Source organism: Rathayibacter sp. AY1A5, from assembly GCF_002930875.1.
Taxonomy (GTDB): domain Bacteria; phylum Actinomycetota; class Actinomycetes; order Actinomycetales; family Microbacteriaceae; genus Rathayibacter.
This window is the reverse complement of record NZ_PSTM01000011.1, coordinates 61,827-75,190: the sequence shown is the minus strand read 5'-3', so window position 1 is coordinate 75,190 and position 13,364 is coordinate 61,827. Positions and strand designations below refer to the sequence as shown.

The window sequence follows — 13,364 nt, the reverse complement described above, 5'->3', positions numbered from 1 at the left end:
CGAGTCCTGTGCGCCCCGGCGGGCCGCTTGTCGCCGCGGAGAGCCGCGGAGTACCGTCGCACCATGCCCAACATCGCAGTCTCCCTGGCCGACACCGTCACCACCGCGGGTACCGCGACGATCTACGGCGAGCCCGTCACCGTCGACGGCGTCTCGCTCGTCCCCGTCGCCCTCCGCTGGTTCGGTTTCGGCGGAGGCAGCGGCTCCGAGGACGGCCAGGAGGGCGGCGGCGGAGGCGGCGGCGCCACGGTCATCCCGATCGGCGCCTACATCAAGGACGACCTCGGCCTGCGGTTCCAGCCGAACGTGATCTCGGTCCTCGCCGTCGGCATCCCCTTCGTGTGGGTGACCGGCAAGGCCCTCGCGCGCATCATCCGCGCCCTCAAGAAGTAGCCGGAGCGGCCCCGCGTCAGCTGGCGCGCTGCTGGCGCGCGGGGTACCACTTCTTCTTCGTCCGGCCGAAGCCGACGATCAGACGCTCGGCGTCGTCCGGCCGGCGGGGGTCGTAGATCACCGCGGCGGGCTCACCGGCCATCCACGCGTCCCCCCGCTTCAGCGGGTATTTCTGCGCGCGCTTCTCCACACCCTCGGCGGTCCGGTAGACGACCAGGAGCCTGCCCAGATCCCGTGCCGAATCGCGATCGCCGCGTGCCGGATCCGGCCCGACGACGCGCGCCGGCACCCGCGTGCCGTAGCTGAGCAGCTCGCGGCGGATCCGCGCACGGCGCTGCCAGAGCAGGGCCTGCAGCAGGACGATCAGCAGCACGGCCAGGACGACGACCACCGACCACGACATGACGTCTATGATTGCCGACGAACACGGGAGTCCGGTGCACCGGGCTGAGAGGAAGGCAGCAGCCTTCGACCGTCGAACCTGATCTGGGTCATGCCAGCGAAGGAACGTTTCGATCTCCTCTTACCAACCCGTGCCCTCCATTCGCTTCCACGAAAGGGCACGTCAGTGCAGAACACGAACGCGCAGAACACGAACGCGCAGAACACGAACGCGCAGAACACGAACGCGCAGAACACGAACGCGCAGAACACGAACGCGCAGAACACGAACGCGCAGAACCTCACCTCCTCCGCCCCGGCCCGGCGCGATCTGCGCTGGCGGGTCGTCGACATCGTGGTGGCGAGCGTCGTCGCCGTCGCGAGCGGGATCGTCTTCTGGGCCTGGGGCCTGGCGACGAACGTCCTCGGCCTCGCCTTCGAGTTCCTGCCCGGGCTCGGCGGGCTCCTCGGCGGCGGCTGGCTCTTCGCCGGCGTCCTCGGCGGCCTGATCATCCGCAAGCCCGGAGCCGCGCTCTACACCGAGCTGGTCGCCGCGGCCGTGTCGGCTCTGATCGGCACCCAGTGGGGCTTCACCGTGCTGATCTCCGGACTCGTGCAGGGACTCGGCGCGGAGATCGTCCTGGCGCTCTTCCTCTACCGCAGCGGCCGTCCGCTCGTCGCGATGCTGGCCGGTGCCGGTGCGGGGCTCGCCCTCGCGATCAACGACCTGCTGTCGTACTACGCCGTCAACGACGCGCTCTTCAAGACCGTCTACGTCGCCTCCTCGATCGTCTCGGGCGCGCTCCTGGCCGGGCTGCTGTCCTGGTTCGCGGTGCGGGGGCTCGCGGCCTCGGGAGCGCTGGACCGCTTCGCCTCCGGGCGCGAGGGCCGGACGGTCGAGGGAGCCGGCGCGGGCGCTCGATGAGCGGCGCCTCCGTCCGGGCGCGGGGCTGGAGCTGGCGGCACGCGGGACGCTCCCGCGACGCCCTCTCCGGCCTCGATCTCGCGCTGGAGCCCGGGGAGCGCGTGCTGCTCCTCGGCCCCTCCGGCGCGGGAAAGAGCACGCTGCTGCACGCCCTGGCCGGCGTCCTCGGCGGGGAGGAGGACGGCTCCGCGGCCGGCGAGCTCGAGATCGACGGAGCGGCGCCGCTCACCCGGCGCGGTGTCGCTGGGCTCGTGCTGCAGGATCCGGACACTCAGGCGGTCCTGGCGCGGATCGGCGACGACGTCGCGTTCGCCTGCGAGAACCTCGGCGTGCCGCGCGAGGAGATCCCCGCGCGGGTGCGGGAGGCACTCGGCGACGTCGGGCTCGACGTGCCGTTGGACCACTCCACCTCGGCGCTCTCGGGCGGGCAGAAGCAGAGGCTCGCCCTGGCGGGTGTGCTCGCCATGCGTCCGCGGCTCCTGCTCCTCGACGAGCCCACCGCCAACCTCGATCCGGACGGTGTACGCGAGGTGCGGGCGGCGGTGGAGCGCACGGCCGCCCGCACGGGGGCGACGCTGATCGTCGTCGAGCACCGGGTCGACGTGTGGGTCGGCCTCGTCGACCGGGTCGTGGTGCTCGGGCGGGACGGCGCGGTCGTCGCCGACGGCGCTCCAGTCGAGGTCCTCGATCGAACGCACGACGTGCTCCGCGCCTCCGGCGTCTGGCTGCCCGGTGACACCCCCGCCCGGCGCGGGGCGAGCGTGCTGCCCTCGCCCGCCGCCCTGAGCGCGCACGACCTCGCCATCGGCCGGCCCGTCCTCGGGCGCCGCCGCTCGACCATCGTGGCCTCGGGGCTCGAGCTCGCCGTCGACTCCGCGCGGGCCACGGCCGTGCTGGGACCCAACGGCGCGGGGAAGTCGACCCTCGCGCTCACGCTGGCCGGTCTCCTGCCGCCGGTCGCGGGGCGGGTGACCGCCTCCGAGTCGCTCCGCGCCGGTGCGGGCCCGGAGCCGATCCGCTGGACCTCGGCTCAGCTCGCCGGACGGATCGCGATGGTGTTCCAGGAGCCGGAGCACCAGTTCCTCACCGCTCGCGTGCGCGCCGAGCTCGCGCTGGGCGCCCGCGACGAGACGGAGCGGCATCGGGCGGAGGAGCTCCTGGAGCGCCTCGGCCTCGCGCACCTCGCCGACGCCAATCCGTTCACCCTCTCCGGAGGCGAGAAGCGGCGCCTGGCCGTCGCGTCCGCCCTCACCCGGTCGCCGTCCGTGCTCGTCCTCGACGAGCCGACGTTCGGGCAGGACCGCCTGACCTGGGAGGTGCTCGTCGACCTCCTCGCCGAGCAGCGCGACGCGGGCACGGCGGTGCTCGCCGTCACCCACGACGAGGCGCTGGTCGCCGCCCTCGCCGACTCGGTCGTCACCCTCGGCGCCCGCGAGGTGGTGTCGGGATGACGCTCCTCGACTCCGTTCCCGCGCGCAGCCGGATCGCCCGGGCCAACCCGGTGGCCAAGCTCCTCGCCAGCCTGGTCATCGCGTTCGCGCTCCTCCTCACGGTCGATGCGGTCTCCGCGGCGACGGCGCTGGCGCTCGAGCTGCTGGTTCTGCCCTTCGCGGGGCTCCGAGCGGGTGAGCTCGTGCGGCGGACGGCTCCCGTCTGGATCGCGGCTCCGCTCGCCGGCCTCTCGACAGTCCTCTACGGGCGCGACAGCGGCGCCGTCTACGCGGAGTTCCTCATCGTGTCGGTCACAGAGGGATCCGTCGCCCTCGGGCTGGCCATCGCGCTGCGCGTCCTGGCGATCGGACTGCCGAGCGTGGTCCTCATCGCCACCACCGACCCGACGGACCTGGCGGACGGCCTCGCGCAGATCCTGCGCCTGCCCTCGCGCTTCGTGCTCGGCGCTCTCGCCGGCATGCGGCTCGTCGGTCTGCTCGTCGACGACTGGCGCACCCTGTCGATGGCCCGCCGGGCCCGTGGGGTCGCCGACGGCCGCGGGCCCGTCGAGGCGCTCCGCAGCCTCGCGGCCCGCACGTTCTCGCTGCTCGTGCTGGCCATCCGGCGGGGGAGCAGGCTCGCGACGGCGATGGAGGCGAAGGGCTTCGGCTCCGGCGTCCCGCGCACCTGGGCGCGGCAGTCGCGCCTCGGAGCCGGCGACCTCCTGCTGCTCGCGGGCGGAGTGCTGATCGCTGCCGTCGCCGTGACCGCCGCCGTCGTCACCGGCTCCTGGAGCTTCGTCCTGCATGGCTGAGCGGATCCTGCCGCTGACGGATCACACGGCGGGCGACCTCGCCCGCTCCGTGATCGCGCGGCGGCGTCGGACGGTGCTGCTGGACGGACCGAGCGGCTCCGGCAAGTCGACGTTCGCGCGCGCGCTGGTCGAGCAGCTCCGTCTCGCGCCGGCGGCACCGTCGGTCACGCTCGTGCGGATGGACGACCTCTACCCCGGCTGGACGGGCCTGGACCGGGCGTCGCGGGAGACGGCCGGGACGCTCGTCCGCCCCCACGGCCTCGGCCTCGTGGCGCACTGGCGGCCCTGGAACTGGGCCGCGGGGACGACGGCCGGGCGCCGCGCCGTCCGCGAGAAGCTTCTGGTGTTGGAGGGCTGCGGGTCGGCCGGCGCCGCCGCGCGCCGCCACGCCGATCTGGTGGTCTGGCTCCAGGCCGACGACGAGGTTCGGCGCGTGCGCGCGCTGGAGCGCGACGGCGAGCTCTTCGCTCCGCACTGGGACGCCTGGGACCGCGACTTCCGCTCCTACTGCGCTCGGGAGCGGACCCGGGAGAACGCCGACCTCGTGCTGGACACGGGCGGCGGGGGAGCGGTGCGCGGCTGAGGGGTCCCGTCCGAGCGCGGCGACGCGCGGATTCCCGTGGGGGCTCTCCCTCGGCGGTGATCAGGCCCAGCCGAGCTCGTGCAGCCGGTCGTCGTCGATGCCGTAGAAGTGCGCGATCTCGTGGACGAGGGTGACGTGGATCTCGTCGCGCAGCGCGTCCAGATCGTCGCACGCGGCGAGGTGTGGCTCGCGGAACAGCACGATGCGGTCGGGCATCTCGCCGAAGCCGTAGCGCTCACGCTCGGTGAGAGCGACGCCGTCGTAGTAGCCGAGCAGATCCAGGGTCCCGTCCTCGGGCCGGTCCTCCACCACGAACACGACGTTGTCGAGCCCGTCGACCATGTCGTCCGGGAGCGCGTCGAGCTCGGAGATCACCAGGGCTTCGAAGGCGTCCTCGTCCAGCTCGAGCATCCGGGACCTCTCTGCGTCGGCGATCGCTGCCGGTCGCCGGATGTGCGAAGAGGCCCGGAGTCGGAACTCCGGGCCTCTTCCGCTGCATGCACAGCCACTGGGGTGAGTAACGGGGCTCGAACCCGCGACCTCCTAGACCACAACCAGGCGCTCTGCCAACTGAGCTATACCCACCAGGAGCGTGTTTCGGCGGGGTGACCCGCCGAAGCAACTGTACGAGAGTACTACATCCGCGAGGCGAACTCGTCCACGACGGCGGCCGACACGGCCTGCACCTCGGCGGTGCTCGGCCCCGGCTGCTCCACGAACACGGCACGGCGGTAGTACTGCAGCTCGCGGATGCTCTCGAGGATGTCGGCGAGAGCGCGGTGTCCGCCGTGCTTCTTGGGCGCGTTGAAGTAGATGCGCGGGAACCAGCGCCGTGCCAGCTCCTTGATCGTGCTGACATCGACGTTGCGGTAGTGCAGGTGGCCGTCGAGGCGCGGCATGAACTTCGCGAGGAAGGCGCGGTCGGTGCCGATCGAGTTGCCGGCGAGGGGGGCCTGCTGCTCGGCCGGGACGTGCTTCAGCACGTACTCCAGCACCTCGTACTCGGCCTCCGCGACGCTGACGCCGGAGGGGATCTCGACCAGCAGGCCGGAGGTCTCGTGCATCGACCGGACGAAATCGCCCATGTTCTCGAGCGCGGTCGCGTCGGGCCGGATGACGAGGGAGAGCCCCTTGTCGAGCGGGTTCAGCTCGAAGTCGGTGACGACGACGGCGATCTCGACGAGCTCGTCGACGGAGAGGTCGAGCCCCGTCATCTCGCAGTCGATCCAGACAAGACGGTCGGGGGCGCTACTCATGCGGGGCAGTCTATCGGCGGCCGCCGACACCCGGTCCGGCCGTCCCGCTCCTCCTACACTGGACCCTCGTGATCACGCTCGCCTGCTGCCTCCTGATCGTCAACGCCGTGTGGAACGCGATCGTCTGGCCGCCCTTCCTCCGCCGCGTCCGCAAGGACCCGCGGGCGCGCGACGCGGACGGCCGCGCGACGACCTTCCTCCGCGTGCACACGGTGCTCATCGGCGTGTCGCTCGCCCTCGCCGTGGTCTCCCTGGTCGTGGGAGTGCTGGGACTCGTCCGGGGCGCCTAGGCCCCGGCGGGCGCGGCCTCTGCGCTTCGGTATCGTGGTCGGAGTCCGCCCCCGTAGCTCAGCGGATAGAGCAGGAGCCTTCTAATCTCTTGGTCGCAGGTTCGATTCCTGCCGGGGGCACCATCGGATCGGGAGCGCGCCGGTCGCCGTCCCTAGTCTTGTCCCGGTGGCGTGCGGATCAGCGTCGACGCCTCGCGCCCGTCCTTCGACCGCGTCGCGGCCTCTCCTCGGGCGGCGCTGCGCTCCTCCGAGGAGTGACGCCCGGCACCCACGGGGTTTTCCTCCGCTCCGGTGACCCTCGGACGAGGACTCGCGGTCGCTCCACCAGTAACACACCGGCAAATCGGAGGCAACACCGGCGTGTTTCCCACCCGAAGTCGTTTGAGTGTCATTCAGGCACCTAGTCTTGGGGTGTCCGGAATTACAACGACGTAACGAACGGAGGTACGACCATGCTGCTCCTCGCCATCCTCGGTGGAATCGCCGTCGCGTGGACGATCGTCGCGGCGCCCCTCGCCGTACTGGTCGGCCGAGTCGCCCGTGCACGTGATGCACACAGCTAGTCAGTACACGCACCGCCCGCACCACGGAGAAGGCCCCGATCGCACTCGCGATCGGGGCCTTCTTCTCGTGGTCGGGAGCACTCAGACCGAGCTGCGGTCCTGGCCTCGGTCGTCGTCCGAGGCGGACCGCTCGAACCGGGCCTCGTCCGCCCGGACGACCGCCTCGTCGTCGGCCGGCACGTCGTCGCGGTCTCCGTCGGCCGGAGCCGACGGCGTCGCGTCGTGCTCCGCGTCCGGCTGCGGCTCGGCGGCAGGAGCCGAGCGCTGCGGGTCGACGGGCGGCAGCTCCTCCACGGGACGCTCGCGCGACGGCACCTCCAGGCGGTCGACGTCGGCGAGCAGGCGGCGGGTCTCCTCCTGCGAGGCGTCCCCGGCCGACGCGGGGAGGACGATCGTGGGCGTCTGCGGGGCTGCAGAGCCGGAGGCGGAGCCCGCGCCGACGACGACCGGTGCGACGGCGGTCGGTGCCGCGGCCGGGGGAGCGGTGCGCTGGGGAGCGGCCTCGGCGGTGCTCGCGGCCCGATCGGACGACGGAGCGGACTCGGCGGAGCGGTCTCGACCCGTCTCCGAGAAGCGCCAGCGCTCGAGGTCGGCGAGGAAGGCCTTCCGGGCGCGCCCGGGCTTGTCCCGCCACTGCACGAGGCGGTCGCGGAACTCGCCCACGCTCGCCTGCGTCTGGTAGCCGCCGGTGCTCGACGTGTGCTTCAGCTCGGCGAGCTCGTGAGCGGCCCAGTTGGCCGCGACTCCGGAGCCCTTGACGGGCAGGAGGCGCAGGTGCGTCTCGGCCTGCGCGGACGCGCGGTCGCTGAGGACGCGCTCCGGGCTGCTGAGGACGTTCCAGGCCGAGGCGTCGACCGCGGCGTCGACGAGCGTCGCGATGACCGCGTTCTTCCGCTCGTGATCCTGCTGACGGATGAGGCGCGCGATGGACGCCCGGAAGACGGAGCCGATCACGATCGCTCCGACCACCACGGCCAGCAGGACCACAGCGGCCGTGAAGACCGCCTGGTGCCCGTCGCTCGTGCGGATCCAGGACATGAACTCGTTCCACCACTGCATGGGGCGAACGCTATCCGGGGCGGTCGCCGCCGCCCGTTCGGCACGCCGCCGACCGGGCGGATCGGCGCGTCAGGCGACGCGGAAGACCTCGATCGCGTCGTCGACGCTCCAGAACTCGCCGAGCTCGGCGCCGGCGGGCATGCCCGCCCGCAGCAGCCGGGCGCGGTACCGCTCGCCGGGCGGATCCTCGACCAGCTCGATGTGGCCGACGACGGCACCCGAGCCGGTGCTCACGCGCCACAGCCGGGCGTTGACCCGGGTGAGCGTCGGCGGGGTGCGGGTGGCGTGCAGCGTGGACAGGGACATCGGTTCCTCCTGCTCGAGTCTCGGAGCACCCACCGGCCGAGTGCTGTCGCAGACTACGGCCGACCACCGACATCCCCGCCGGGGCGTCAGCGCAGGGTCGTCCCGTGCACCGCGAACTCCTCGATCGCGTCGATCTCCTCCTGCGAGAGGGGGCCGGCGTCCAGCGCGGCGACGTTCTGCTCGAGCTGCGCGACGCTCGACGCGCCGATGATGGCGCTCGTGACGGTGGGCACCCGGAGCACCCAGCTCAGGGCGAGCTGGGCCAGCGACTGGCCGCGCTGCTGCGCGATCGCGTTCAGGCCGCGGGCGCGTGTCAGGTACGCCTCGTCGATCCGGTCGGAGGAGAGGAAGCGCGACGTCGCCGCACGGGACCCCTCCGGCACGGTGCCGTCGAGGTAGCGGTCCGTCAGGAGCCCCTGCGCCAGCGGCGAGAAGACGATGCAGCCGGTGCCGAGCTCGTCGAGCACGGGGAAGAGGCCGTCCTCGGGTCCGCGGTCGAAGAGCGAGTAGCGGGGCTGGTGCAGGAGGAGCGGCACTCCGCTGCCCGCCAGTGCCGCCTGCGCGGCCCGGGTCTGCTCGGGCGAGTAGTTCGAGATGCCGGCGTAGAGCGCCTTGCCCGACTCCACCGCCGAGACGAGAGCGCCCATGGTCTCCTCGATCGGAGTCTCCGGGTCCGGCCGGTGCGAGTAGAAGACGTCCACGTAGTCGACGCCGATCCGCTGCAGGCTCTGATCGAGCGAGGAGAGCAGGTACTTGCGCGAGCCGCCGTCCCCGTACGGGCCGGGCCACATGTCGTATCCGGCCTTGGACGAGATGACGATCTCGTCTCGGTACGGGCGGAGGTCCTCCGCGAGGATGCGGCCGAAGGCCGTCTCGGCGGCGCCGTAGGGCGGTCCGTAGTTGTTCGCGAGGTCGAAGTGGGTGACGCCCAGGTCGAACGCGCGGCGGAGGATCGCGCGCTGCGTGTCGAGGGAGCGGTCGGATCCGAAGTTGTGCCAGAGGCCCAGCGACAGGGCGGGCAGCAGCAGGCCGCTCCGTCCGGTGCGTCGGTAGTCCATGCGGTCGTAGCGGGCGGGGGCGGCGTCGTAGCTCACGCCGCGACTCTATTGCAGGGGGCGGATCCGCGGAATGCAGGGGGCGGTGAGCGTGTTGGACCGACTGACGCCTCCGGCACCCCGGACGCGTCGACGCGACAGGAAGTGAGTCACACGCAATGCGCACATTCGTACTCGCCGGAGGATGCTTCTGGTGTCTGGACGCCGTCTACCGCGTCCTCGACGGCGTGACCGACGTCGTCTCCGGCTACACCGGCGGCCGCACGACCGAGCCCGACTACGAGGACGTCTGCTCCGGGCGCACCGGCCACGCCGAGGCCGTCGCCGTCACCTTCGACCCCGAGGTCATCCCCGAGCAGGTCGTCCTCGACGTCTTCTTCACCCTGCACGACCCGCGACAGCTGAACCGCCAGGGCAACGACGTCGGCACGCAGTACCGCTCGGCGATGTTCTACTCCTCCGACGAGGAGAAGGAGCTGTTCGAGACCGCGCGCGACCGTGCGTCCGAGTGGTGGGACGGCCCGATCGTCACCGAGATCTCGCCGCTGGGCGTCTACTACCCCGCCGAGGACCACCACCAGGACTTCTTCGCGAAGAACCCGGGCCAGGGCTACTGCATGACGGTCGCACTGCCCAAGGTGAACAAGATCCGCAAGTCCTACTCGAGGTACATCATCGCATCGTAACGCTCCTCCACAGGGGACGATCCGCTCGTCCTCTCCCCAAAAGGGCCCGCCTCCACCTCGGAGGCGGGCCCTTCGTCGCGACACTGGCCCTGCGGCGCCCGAGTGGTACCAGCCCCCTCCGCCCGGGCGCCGTGCCCGTCGCAGCCGTGGCGGGGCAGGAGTAGAGAGGACACGACCATGACCGACACCCTGACCGTCATCGGGACCATCGGCACCGAGCCCCGGAGCATCGAGACCTCCAGCGGCACCGCGATGACCAGCTTCCGGCTCGCCTCGACGCAGCGGCGCTACGACCGCTCGGAGCAGCGCTGGGTCGACGTCTCGACCAACTGGTACACCGTCACCGCGTTCAACGGCCTGGCCGGCAACGCGCTGTCCTCCCTGTCGCGCGGCGACCGGATCCTGGTCACCGGGCGGCTCGGGGTGAGGGCCTGGGAGGCGGGAGGCAAGGCCGGTACCGATGTGGTCCTCACGGCCGAGGGCATCGGGCACGACCTCGCCTGGGGGACCAGCAGCTTCACGAAGACCGTCGGGCGCGCCTCTGCTCCCGCCCCTGCCGCCGAGCCCGCGTGGAGCGAGGAGGCGCCGCGCGAGGGCGCCGCGGCGGGGGATTGGGGCGCGTCGGGCCATGACCGCGGTGATGCCGCGCCCGAGCCGCCGGTGGCGGCGGGCGTCGGCGGAGGCGCTCCCGGTCTCTCGGTAGGATCCGGGGAGACCCCGTTCTGATCCGGGGGACCGGAGCGAGAGCCGTCCCGGTCGGGAGGAGCCGGGCGTGACACGGAACCGAGCGGCCCGCATCGCGCTCGTGCTCGGCGGTCTCGCCGTCTGCCTCTCCGGCTGCACGTCGCCGTCGGCGCCGGACCCCGTGGTGTCCTCCTCCGCGGCCGAGGCGCCGGCACCGGCGGAGTCCGCCGCGCCCGTCGCCTTCGTGCCGGGCGGGACGACGGAGCAGAACCTCCCCGTGTTCGAGCAGACCCTTCGCGCGGCGGCCGAGCCCGATCCGGAGGTGAGCGGCTCCAGCGTGGTCGACGCGCTCGTCGCGGCGGGGTTCTCCCGCGAGTCGATGCAGCTGACGGCCGACGAGACCTCGGTCGGACTCGACGCGGACTCGGTGCAGGTCTCCGTCAAGCTCGGGGAGTCGTGCCTCATCGGCCAGTACGGCCCGAAGAGCGGCGGGGTGCGGGCGGTGATCGCGGCACCGATCGCGACCGGCGCCTGCCTGGTCGGCCGGACCGTCCCGATCCAGGGCTGACGCGCCGGCCTCGACCGGGAACCGCTCCGCCATGCGCCCCGGTCGGGGTCGGAAAGGACGAAAGGATCCTCGACAAGGCCCCTCGCCCGTCGAGTCCGAGAGAGCCCGGTGTTCGCCCATCGCTCCTGCAGGACCACTCCGACCGGTACGGATCCGAGCGTGAGCACCGCCTCGTGCGAGCGGACAGGTCGGCGATCCCGGTGGTCGGCGGCGCCCTCCCCTCCCCGGGACGCCGCTCCGCACGGTTAGGCTGCCCGGACCGACACGTGGGCCCCAGCGCGGGCACCGCGACGGACGTGCCGACGGGAGTGCTCGGCACGAGGACCACGACGAGGGGGAACTCGCCATGACCACATCCCGACCGCAGACGACGACGCGAGCGAGGTGGAGGCGCACCGCCATCGCGGTCGCGAGCACGGCAGCCGTCGTCCTCGGAGTGACGACAGGAGCCGGAGCGGCTGCCGCCGAGCAGGAGCGTCTGTCCGCGCAGGTCAGTCCCTATAACTGGTCGACGACGGAGACCTTCTCGGCCGCCCAGACCGCTGCCGTCGCGGGCGACGTCACCGGGCTCGACGTCACGCTCTCCGACTCCGCTCGGCCGACGGGACCGTACCCGGCGTTCACGACCTACAACTGGGCCATCGGGGACTACGACCTCGCCGGGTCGGCGACCCTCGCGTCCGGAAGTCGCAGCTTCCGCATCGACCTGAAGCGGCCCCTCGCCTCGTTCGGCAGTGGAACCGTCGCTCTGCAGATCACTGCGCAGAAGCAGCCGATCAAGAACCCCGAGGAGCCGATCGGCCAGCCGGTCGACAGCGGCTACGAGCTGACCACGTCGGCCACCCTCTCCGTCGCCGAAGCCTCCGGCAGCGGCGGCGTCGGCGGGGTCGACCTCAGCGGGACCGCGCAGACGCTGCAGCGGAGCGCCGCGTACTTCGCGTACAAGAAGGACGTCGACGTCGTGGAGGTCAAGGGCGGCGACACCGTCGTCCTCGAGTCCAACCGGGACGGCTTCTACGACCTCCAGGGGCTCGCCGCCTACGTCGGTCCCAGCAGGACCGAGCGGATCCCCGCCCAGGTGGTCGCGGACAACGATCAGTCCAAGGTCACCGTGACGATCCCGTCCAGCGCCTACGACGCCTACAAGGACCGCGTGAGCAGCCTGCTCCAGGTCACCGGCATCAGCAACGGCAGGGTGGAGCAGCCCCGCGGAGCGACCATCACGTCGGACGCCGCGGTCCGTGTGACGGGAAGCGGAGCCACCACCCCGCCGGTCACGCCGTCCCCGACGGCCACCGCGACCACCCCGCCGGTCACGCCGACCCCGACCACTCCTCCGGTCACGCCCACGCCGACCGCAACGCCGACCGCCCCGCCCGCCGGCTCGCCGGCCGTCTCGCGCATCTCGGGCACCGACCGTCAGGGCACCGCGGTCGAGGTGTCCAAGCGCACCTTCCCGGCGAACGTCCCCGTCGTCTACGTCGCCACCGGGCAGAACTTCCCGGACGCGCTCAGCGCCGGACCCGCCGCGGCCAAGGCGGGCGGGCCGCTGCTCCTGGTCGACCGCGACTCGATGAGCCAGGTCGTCCGCACCGAGCTGACGCGTCTCAAGCCCGCGAAGATCGTCGTCGTCGGCTCCGAGCTCAGCGTCGGCAGCCAGGTCTACAGCGACCTGGCCGGGTATGCGCCGAAGGGGAAGACCACACGCATCGGCGGAGTCGACCGCTACGACACCTCGAAGCTGATCCTCCAGGACGCCTTCAGGGGCGGCTCCTCGATGGCCTGGCTGGCCACGGGCGAGAAGTTCCCCGACGCCCTGAGCGCCAGCGCCGCAGCCGGCGCGAATCGCGCTCCGGTGGTGCTGACCAACGGAACCGGCTCCACGGTGGACCCCCTCACCCAGCAGATCATCAGCGGCCTCGAGGTCAGTAGCTTGACGATCGCGGGCTCGACGCTCTCGGTCAGCGCCGGCATCGAGCGCTCGATCACGGGCCCGGTGATCACCCGCATCGGCGGGACCGACCGGTACGACACCTCGGAGAAGCTGAACAAGGCGGCCTTCACCTCGGCGACGACCGTCTACCTCGCGACCGGTGAGAAGTTCCCCGACGCCCTGGCCGGAGCCACGGCGGCGGGCTACACCAGGAGCCCGCTCTTCGCGGTCCAGCCCACCTGCGTGCCCCGGGCGGTCCTCGCCGACATCACCGCGTCCAAGGCGACGCAGGTGATCCTGCTCGGCAGCACGGACACGCTGTCCGAGGCGGTGGAGCGCCTGACCCCCTGCAGCTGATCCGCACCGTCGTCCGCTGACGCGATCCGCCCTCCCCACCGGCCCGGCCGGAGCGGAGGGCGGTTCGCGTTCACGCGCTC

General features: G+C 72.3%; 16 protein-coding genes, 2 tRNA genes and 1 riboswitch. Of the genes, 11 read left to right on the top strand and 7 right to left on the bottom strand.

Annotation, left to right across the window (positions count from 1 at the left end):
- The first annotated feature begins 63 nt into the window (after positions 1 to 63).
- Complete coding sequence (locus C5B98_RS09680) at positions 64 to 393, top strand: hypothetical protein (protein WP_104223724.1); 330 nt, start codon at positions 64 to 66, stop codon at positions 391 to 393.
- 16 nt (positions 394 to 409) lie between these two features.
- On the opposite strand, the gene C5B98_RS09675 is transcribed toward C5B98_RS09680, so the two are convergent.
- Entirely contained in the window at positions 410 to 796 is a 387-nt protein-coding gene (locus C5B98_RS09675; protein ID WP_104223723.1) for a DUF3592 domain-containing protein, read from the bottom strand.
- A 14-nt stretch (positions 797 to 810) separates the two neighbouring features.
- A riboswitch (TPP riboswitch) is annotated at positions 811 to 918 on the top strand.
- 187 nt (positions 919 to 1,105) lie between these two features.
- Between C5B98_RS09675 and C5B98_RS09670 the strand changes: the two genes are divergently transcribed.
- The 4 genes from C5B98_RS09670 to C5B98_RS09655 are packed head-to-tail and all read left to right on the top strand — an operon-like array spanning position 1,106 to position 4,527.
- Positions 1,106 to 1,699, top strand: coding sequence for an ECF transporter S component (locus C5B98_RS09670; protein WP_104247316.1), 594 nt, complete (start codon positions 1,106 to 1,108; stop codon positions 1,697 to 1,699).
- Complete coding sequence (locus C5B98_RS09665; RefSeq protein ID WP_104327700.1) at positions 1,696 to 3,150, top strand: ABC transporter ATP-binding protein; 1,455 nt, start codon at positions 1,696 to 1,698, stop codon at positions 3,148 to 3,150. Before C5B98_RS09670 ends, C5B98_RS09665 begins: the two co-directional genes overlap by 4 nt.
- The gene (locus C5B98_RS09660; protein WP_104223720.1) at positions 3,147 to 3,944 is read left to right on the top strand and encodes an energy-coupling factor transporter transmembrane protein EcfT; all 798 of its coding nucleotides are present in this window, start codon (positions 3,147 to 3,149) and stop codon (positions 3,942 to 3,944) included. The genes C5B98_RS09665 and C5B98_RS09660 overlap by 4 nt, the downstream gene beginning before the upstream one ends.
- Positions 3,937 to 4,527, top strand: coding sequence for an AAA family ATPase (locus C5B98_RS09655; RefSeq protein WP_104269089.1), 591 nt, complete (start codon positions 3,937 to 3,939; stop codon positions 4,525 to 4,527). The genes C5B98_RS09660 and C5B98_RS09655 overlap by 8 nt, the downstream gene beginning before the upstream one ends.
- 60 nt (positions 4,528 to 4,587) lie before the next feature.
- Here the strand turns inward: C5B98_RS09655 and C5B98_RS09650 are convergent, their stop codons facing one another.
- From C5B98_RS09650 to orn, 3 genes are all read right to left on the bottom strand, one after another.
- Complete coding sequence (locus C5B98_RS09650) at positions 4,588 to 4,938, bottom strand: metallopeptidase family protein (RefSeq protein WP_104223719.1); 351 nt, start codon at positions 4,936 to 4,938, stop codon at positions 4,588 to 4,590.
- A 98-nt stretch (positions 4,939 to 5,036) separates the two neighbouring features.
- Positions 5,037 to 5,112: transfer RNA gene (locus C5B98_RS09645), tRNA-His, on the bottom strand.
- 50 nt (positions 5,113 to 5,162) lie between these two features.
- Positions 5,163 to 5,783: an oligoribonuclease gene (orn, locus tag C5B98_RS09640; protein ID WP_104327699.1), complete on the bottom strand. Its 621-nt coding sequence runs from the start codon at positions 5,781 to 5,783 to the stop codon at positions 5,163 to 5,165.
- Between the two features lie 68 nt (positions 5,784 to 5,851).
- Here orn and C5B98_RS09635 point away from each other — a divergent pair, with 68 nt between their 5' ends.
- Both C5B98_RS09635 and C5B98_RS09630 read left to right on the top strand, forming a co-directional pair.
- Complete coding sequence (locus tag C5B98_RS09635) at positions 5,852 to 6,073, top strand: SCO4848 family membrane protein (protein WP_104223717.1); 222 nt, start codon at positions 5,852 to 5,854, stop codon at positions 6,071 to 6,073.
- Between the two features lie 47 nt (positions 6,074 to 6,120).
- Positions 6,121 to 6,196: transfer RNA gene (locus C5B98_RS09630), tRNA-Arg, on the top strand.
- Between the two features lie 521 nt (positions 6,197 to 6,717).
- Here the strand turns inward: C5B98_RS09630 and C5B98_RS09625 are convergent.
- The 3 genes from C5B98_RS09625 to C5B98_RS09615 form a co-directional block, all read right to left on the bottom strand.
- Positions 6,718 to 7,695 (bottom strand): hypothetical protein, encoded by a 978-nt coding sequence (locus C5B98_RS09625; RefSeq protein ID WP_104223716.1) that lies wholly within the window; start codon positions 7,693 to 7,695, stop codon positions 6,718 to 6,720.
- 69 nt (positions 7,696 to 7,764) lie between these two features.
- Positions 7,765 to 8,001, bottom strand: coding sequence for a hypothetical protein (locus tag C5B98_RS09620; protein WP_104327698.1), 237 nt, complete (start codon positions 7,999 to 8,001; stop codon positions 7,765 to 7,767).
- 86 nt (positions 8,002 to 8,087) lie between these two features.
- Positions 8,088 to 9,095, bottom strand: a complete 1,008-nt coding sequence (locus C5B98_RS09615; protein WP_104223714.1) for an aldo/keto reductase — start codon at positions 9,093 to 9,095, stop codon at positions 8,088 to 8,090.
- A gap of 119 nt (positions 9,096 to 9,214) precedes the next feature.
- Here C5B98_RS09615 and msrA point away from each other — a divergent pair, with 119 nt between their 5' ends.
- The 4 genes from msrA (at position 9,215) to C5B98_RS09595 (ending at position 13,284) form a co-directional block, all read left to right on the top strand.
- Positions 9,215 to 9,742 (top strand): peptide-methionine (S)-S-oxide reductase MsrA, encoded by a 528-nt coding sequence (gene msrA / locus C5B98_RS09610; protein ID WP_104327697.1) that lies wholly within the window; start codon positions 9,215 to 9,217, stop codon positions 9,740 to 9,742.
- A gap of 177 nt (positions 9,743 to 9,919) precedes the next feature.
- The gene (locus tag C5B98_RS09605; protein ID WP_104327696.1) at positions 9,920 to 10,468 is read left to right on the top strand and encodes a single-stranded DNA-binding protein; all 549 of its coding nucleotides are present in this window, start codon (positions 9,920 to 9,922) and stop codon (positions 10,466 to 10,468) included.
- Positions 10,469 to 10,514: 46 nt separating this feature from the next.
- Positions 10,515 to 10,994 (top strand): DUF6993 domain-containing protein, encoded by a 480-nt coding sequence (locus C5B98_RS09600; RefSeq protein WP_104223710.1) that lies wholly within the window; start codon positions 10,515 to 10,517, stop codon positions 10,992 to 10,994.
- Between the two features lie 346 nt (positions 10,995 to 11,340).
- On the top strand, positions 11,341 to 13,284 hold the full coding sequence (locus C5B98_RS09595; RefSeq protein WP_104327695.1) for a cell wall-binding repeat-containing protein: 1,944 nt from the start codon (positions 11,341 to 11,343) through the stop codon (positions 13,282 to 13,284).
- Positions 13,285 to 13,364 lie beyond the last annotated feature (80 nt).

Coding starts and splice junctions, on each gene's coding strand:
- C5B98_RS09680 (WP_104223724.1), top strand. CDS start 64: ATGCCCAACATCGCAGTCTCCCTGGCCGACACCGTCACCACCGCGGGT.
- C5B98_RS09675 (WP_104223723.1), bottom strand. CDS start 796: ATGTCGTGGTCGGTGGTCGTCGTCCTGGCCGTGCTGCTGATCGTCCTG.
- C5B98_RS09665 (WP_104327700.1), top strand. CDS start 1,696: ATGAGCGGCGCCTCCGTCCGGGCGCGGGGCTGGAGCTGGCGGCACGCG.
- C5B98_RS09660 (WP_104223720.1), top strand. CDS start 3,147: ATGACGCTCCTCGACTCCGTTCCCGCGCGCAGCCGGATCGCCCGGGCC.
- C5B98_RS09655 (WP_104269089.1), top strand. CDS start 3,937: ATGGCTGAGCGGATCCTGCCGCTGACGGATCACACGGCGGGCGACCTC.
- C5B98_RS09650 (WP_104223719.1), bottom strand. CDS start 4,938: ATGCTCGAGCTGGACGAGGACGCCTTCGAAGCCCTGGTGATCTCCGAG.
- orn (WP_104327699.1), bottom strand. CDS start 5,783: ATGAGTAGCGCCCCCGACCGTCTTGTCTGGATCGACTGCGAGATGACG.
- C5B98_RS09625 (WP_104223716.1), bottom strand. CDS start 7,695: ATGCAGTGGTGGAACGAGTTCATGTCCTGGATCCGCACGAGCGACGGG.
- C5B98_RS09620 (WP_104327698.1), bottom strand. CDS start 8,001: ATGTCCCTGTCCACGCTGCACGCCACCCGCACCCCGCCGACGCTCACC.
- msrA (WP_104327697.1), top strand. CDS start 9,215: ATGCGCACATTCGTACTCGCCGGAGGATGCTTCTGGTGTCTGGACGCC.
- C5B98_RS09605 (WP_104327696.1), top strand. CDS start 9,920: ATGACCGACACCCTGACCGTCATCGGGACCATCGGCACCGAGCCCCGG.
- C5B98_RS09595 (WP_104327695.1), top strand. CDS start 11,341: ATGACCACATCCCGACCGCAGACGACGACGCGAGCGAGGTGGAGGCGC.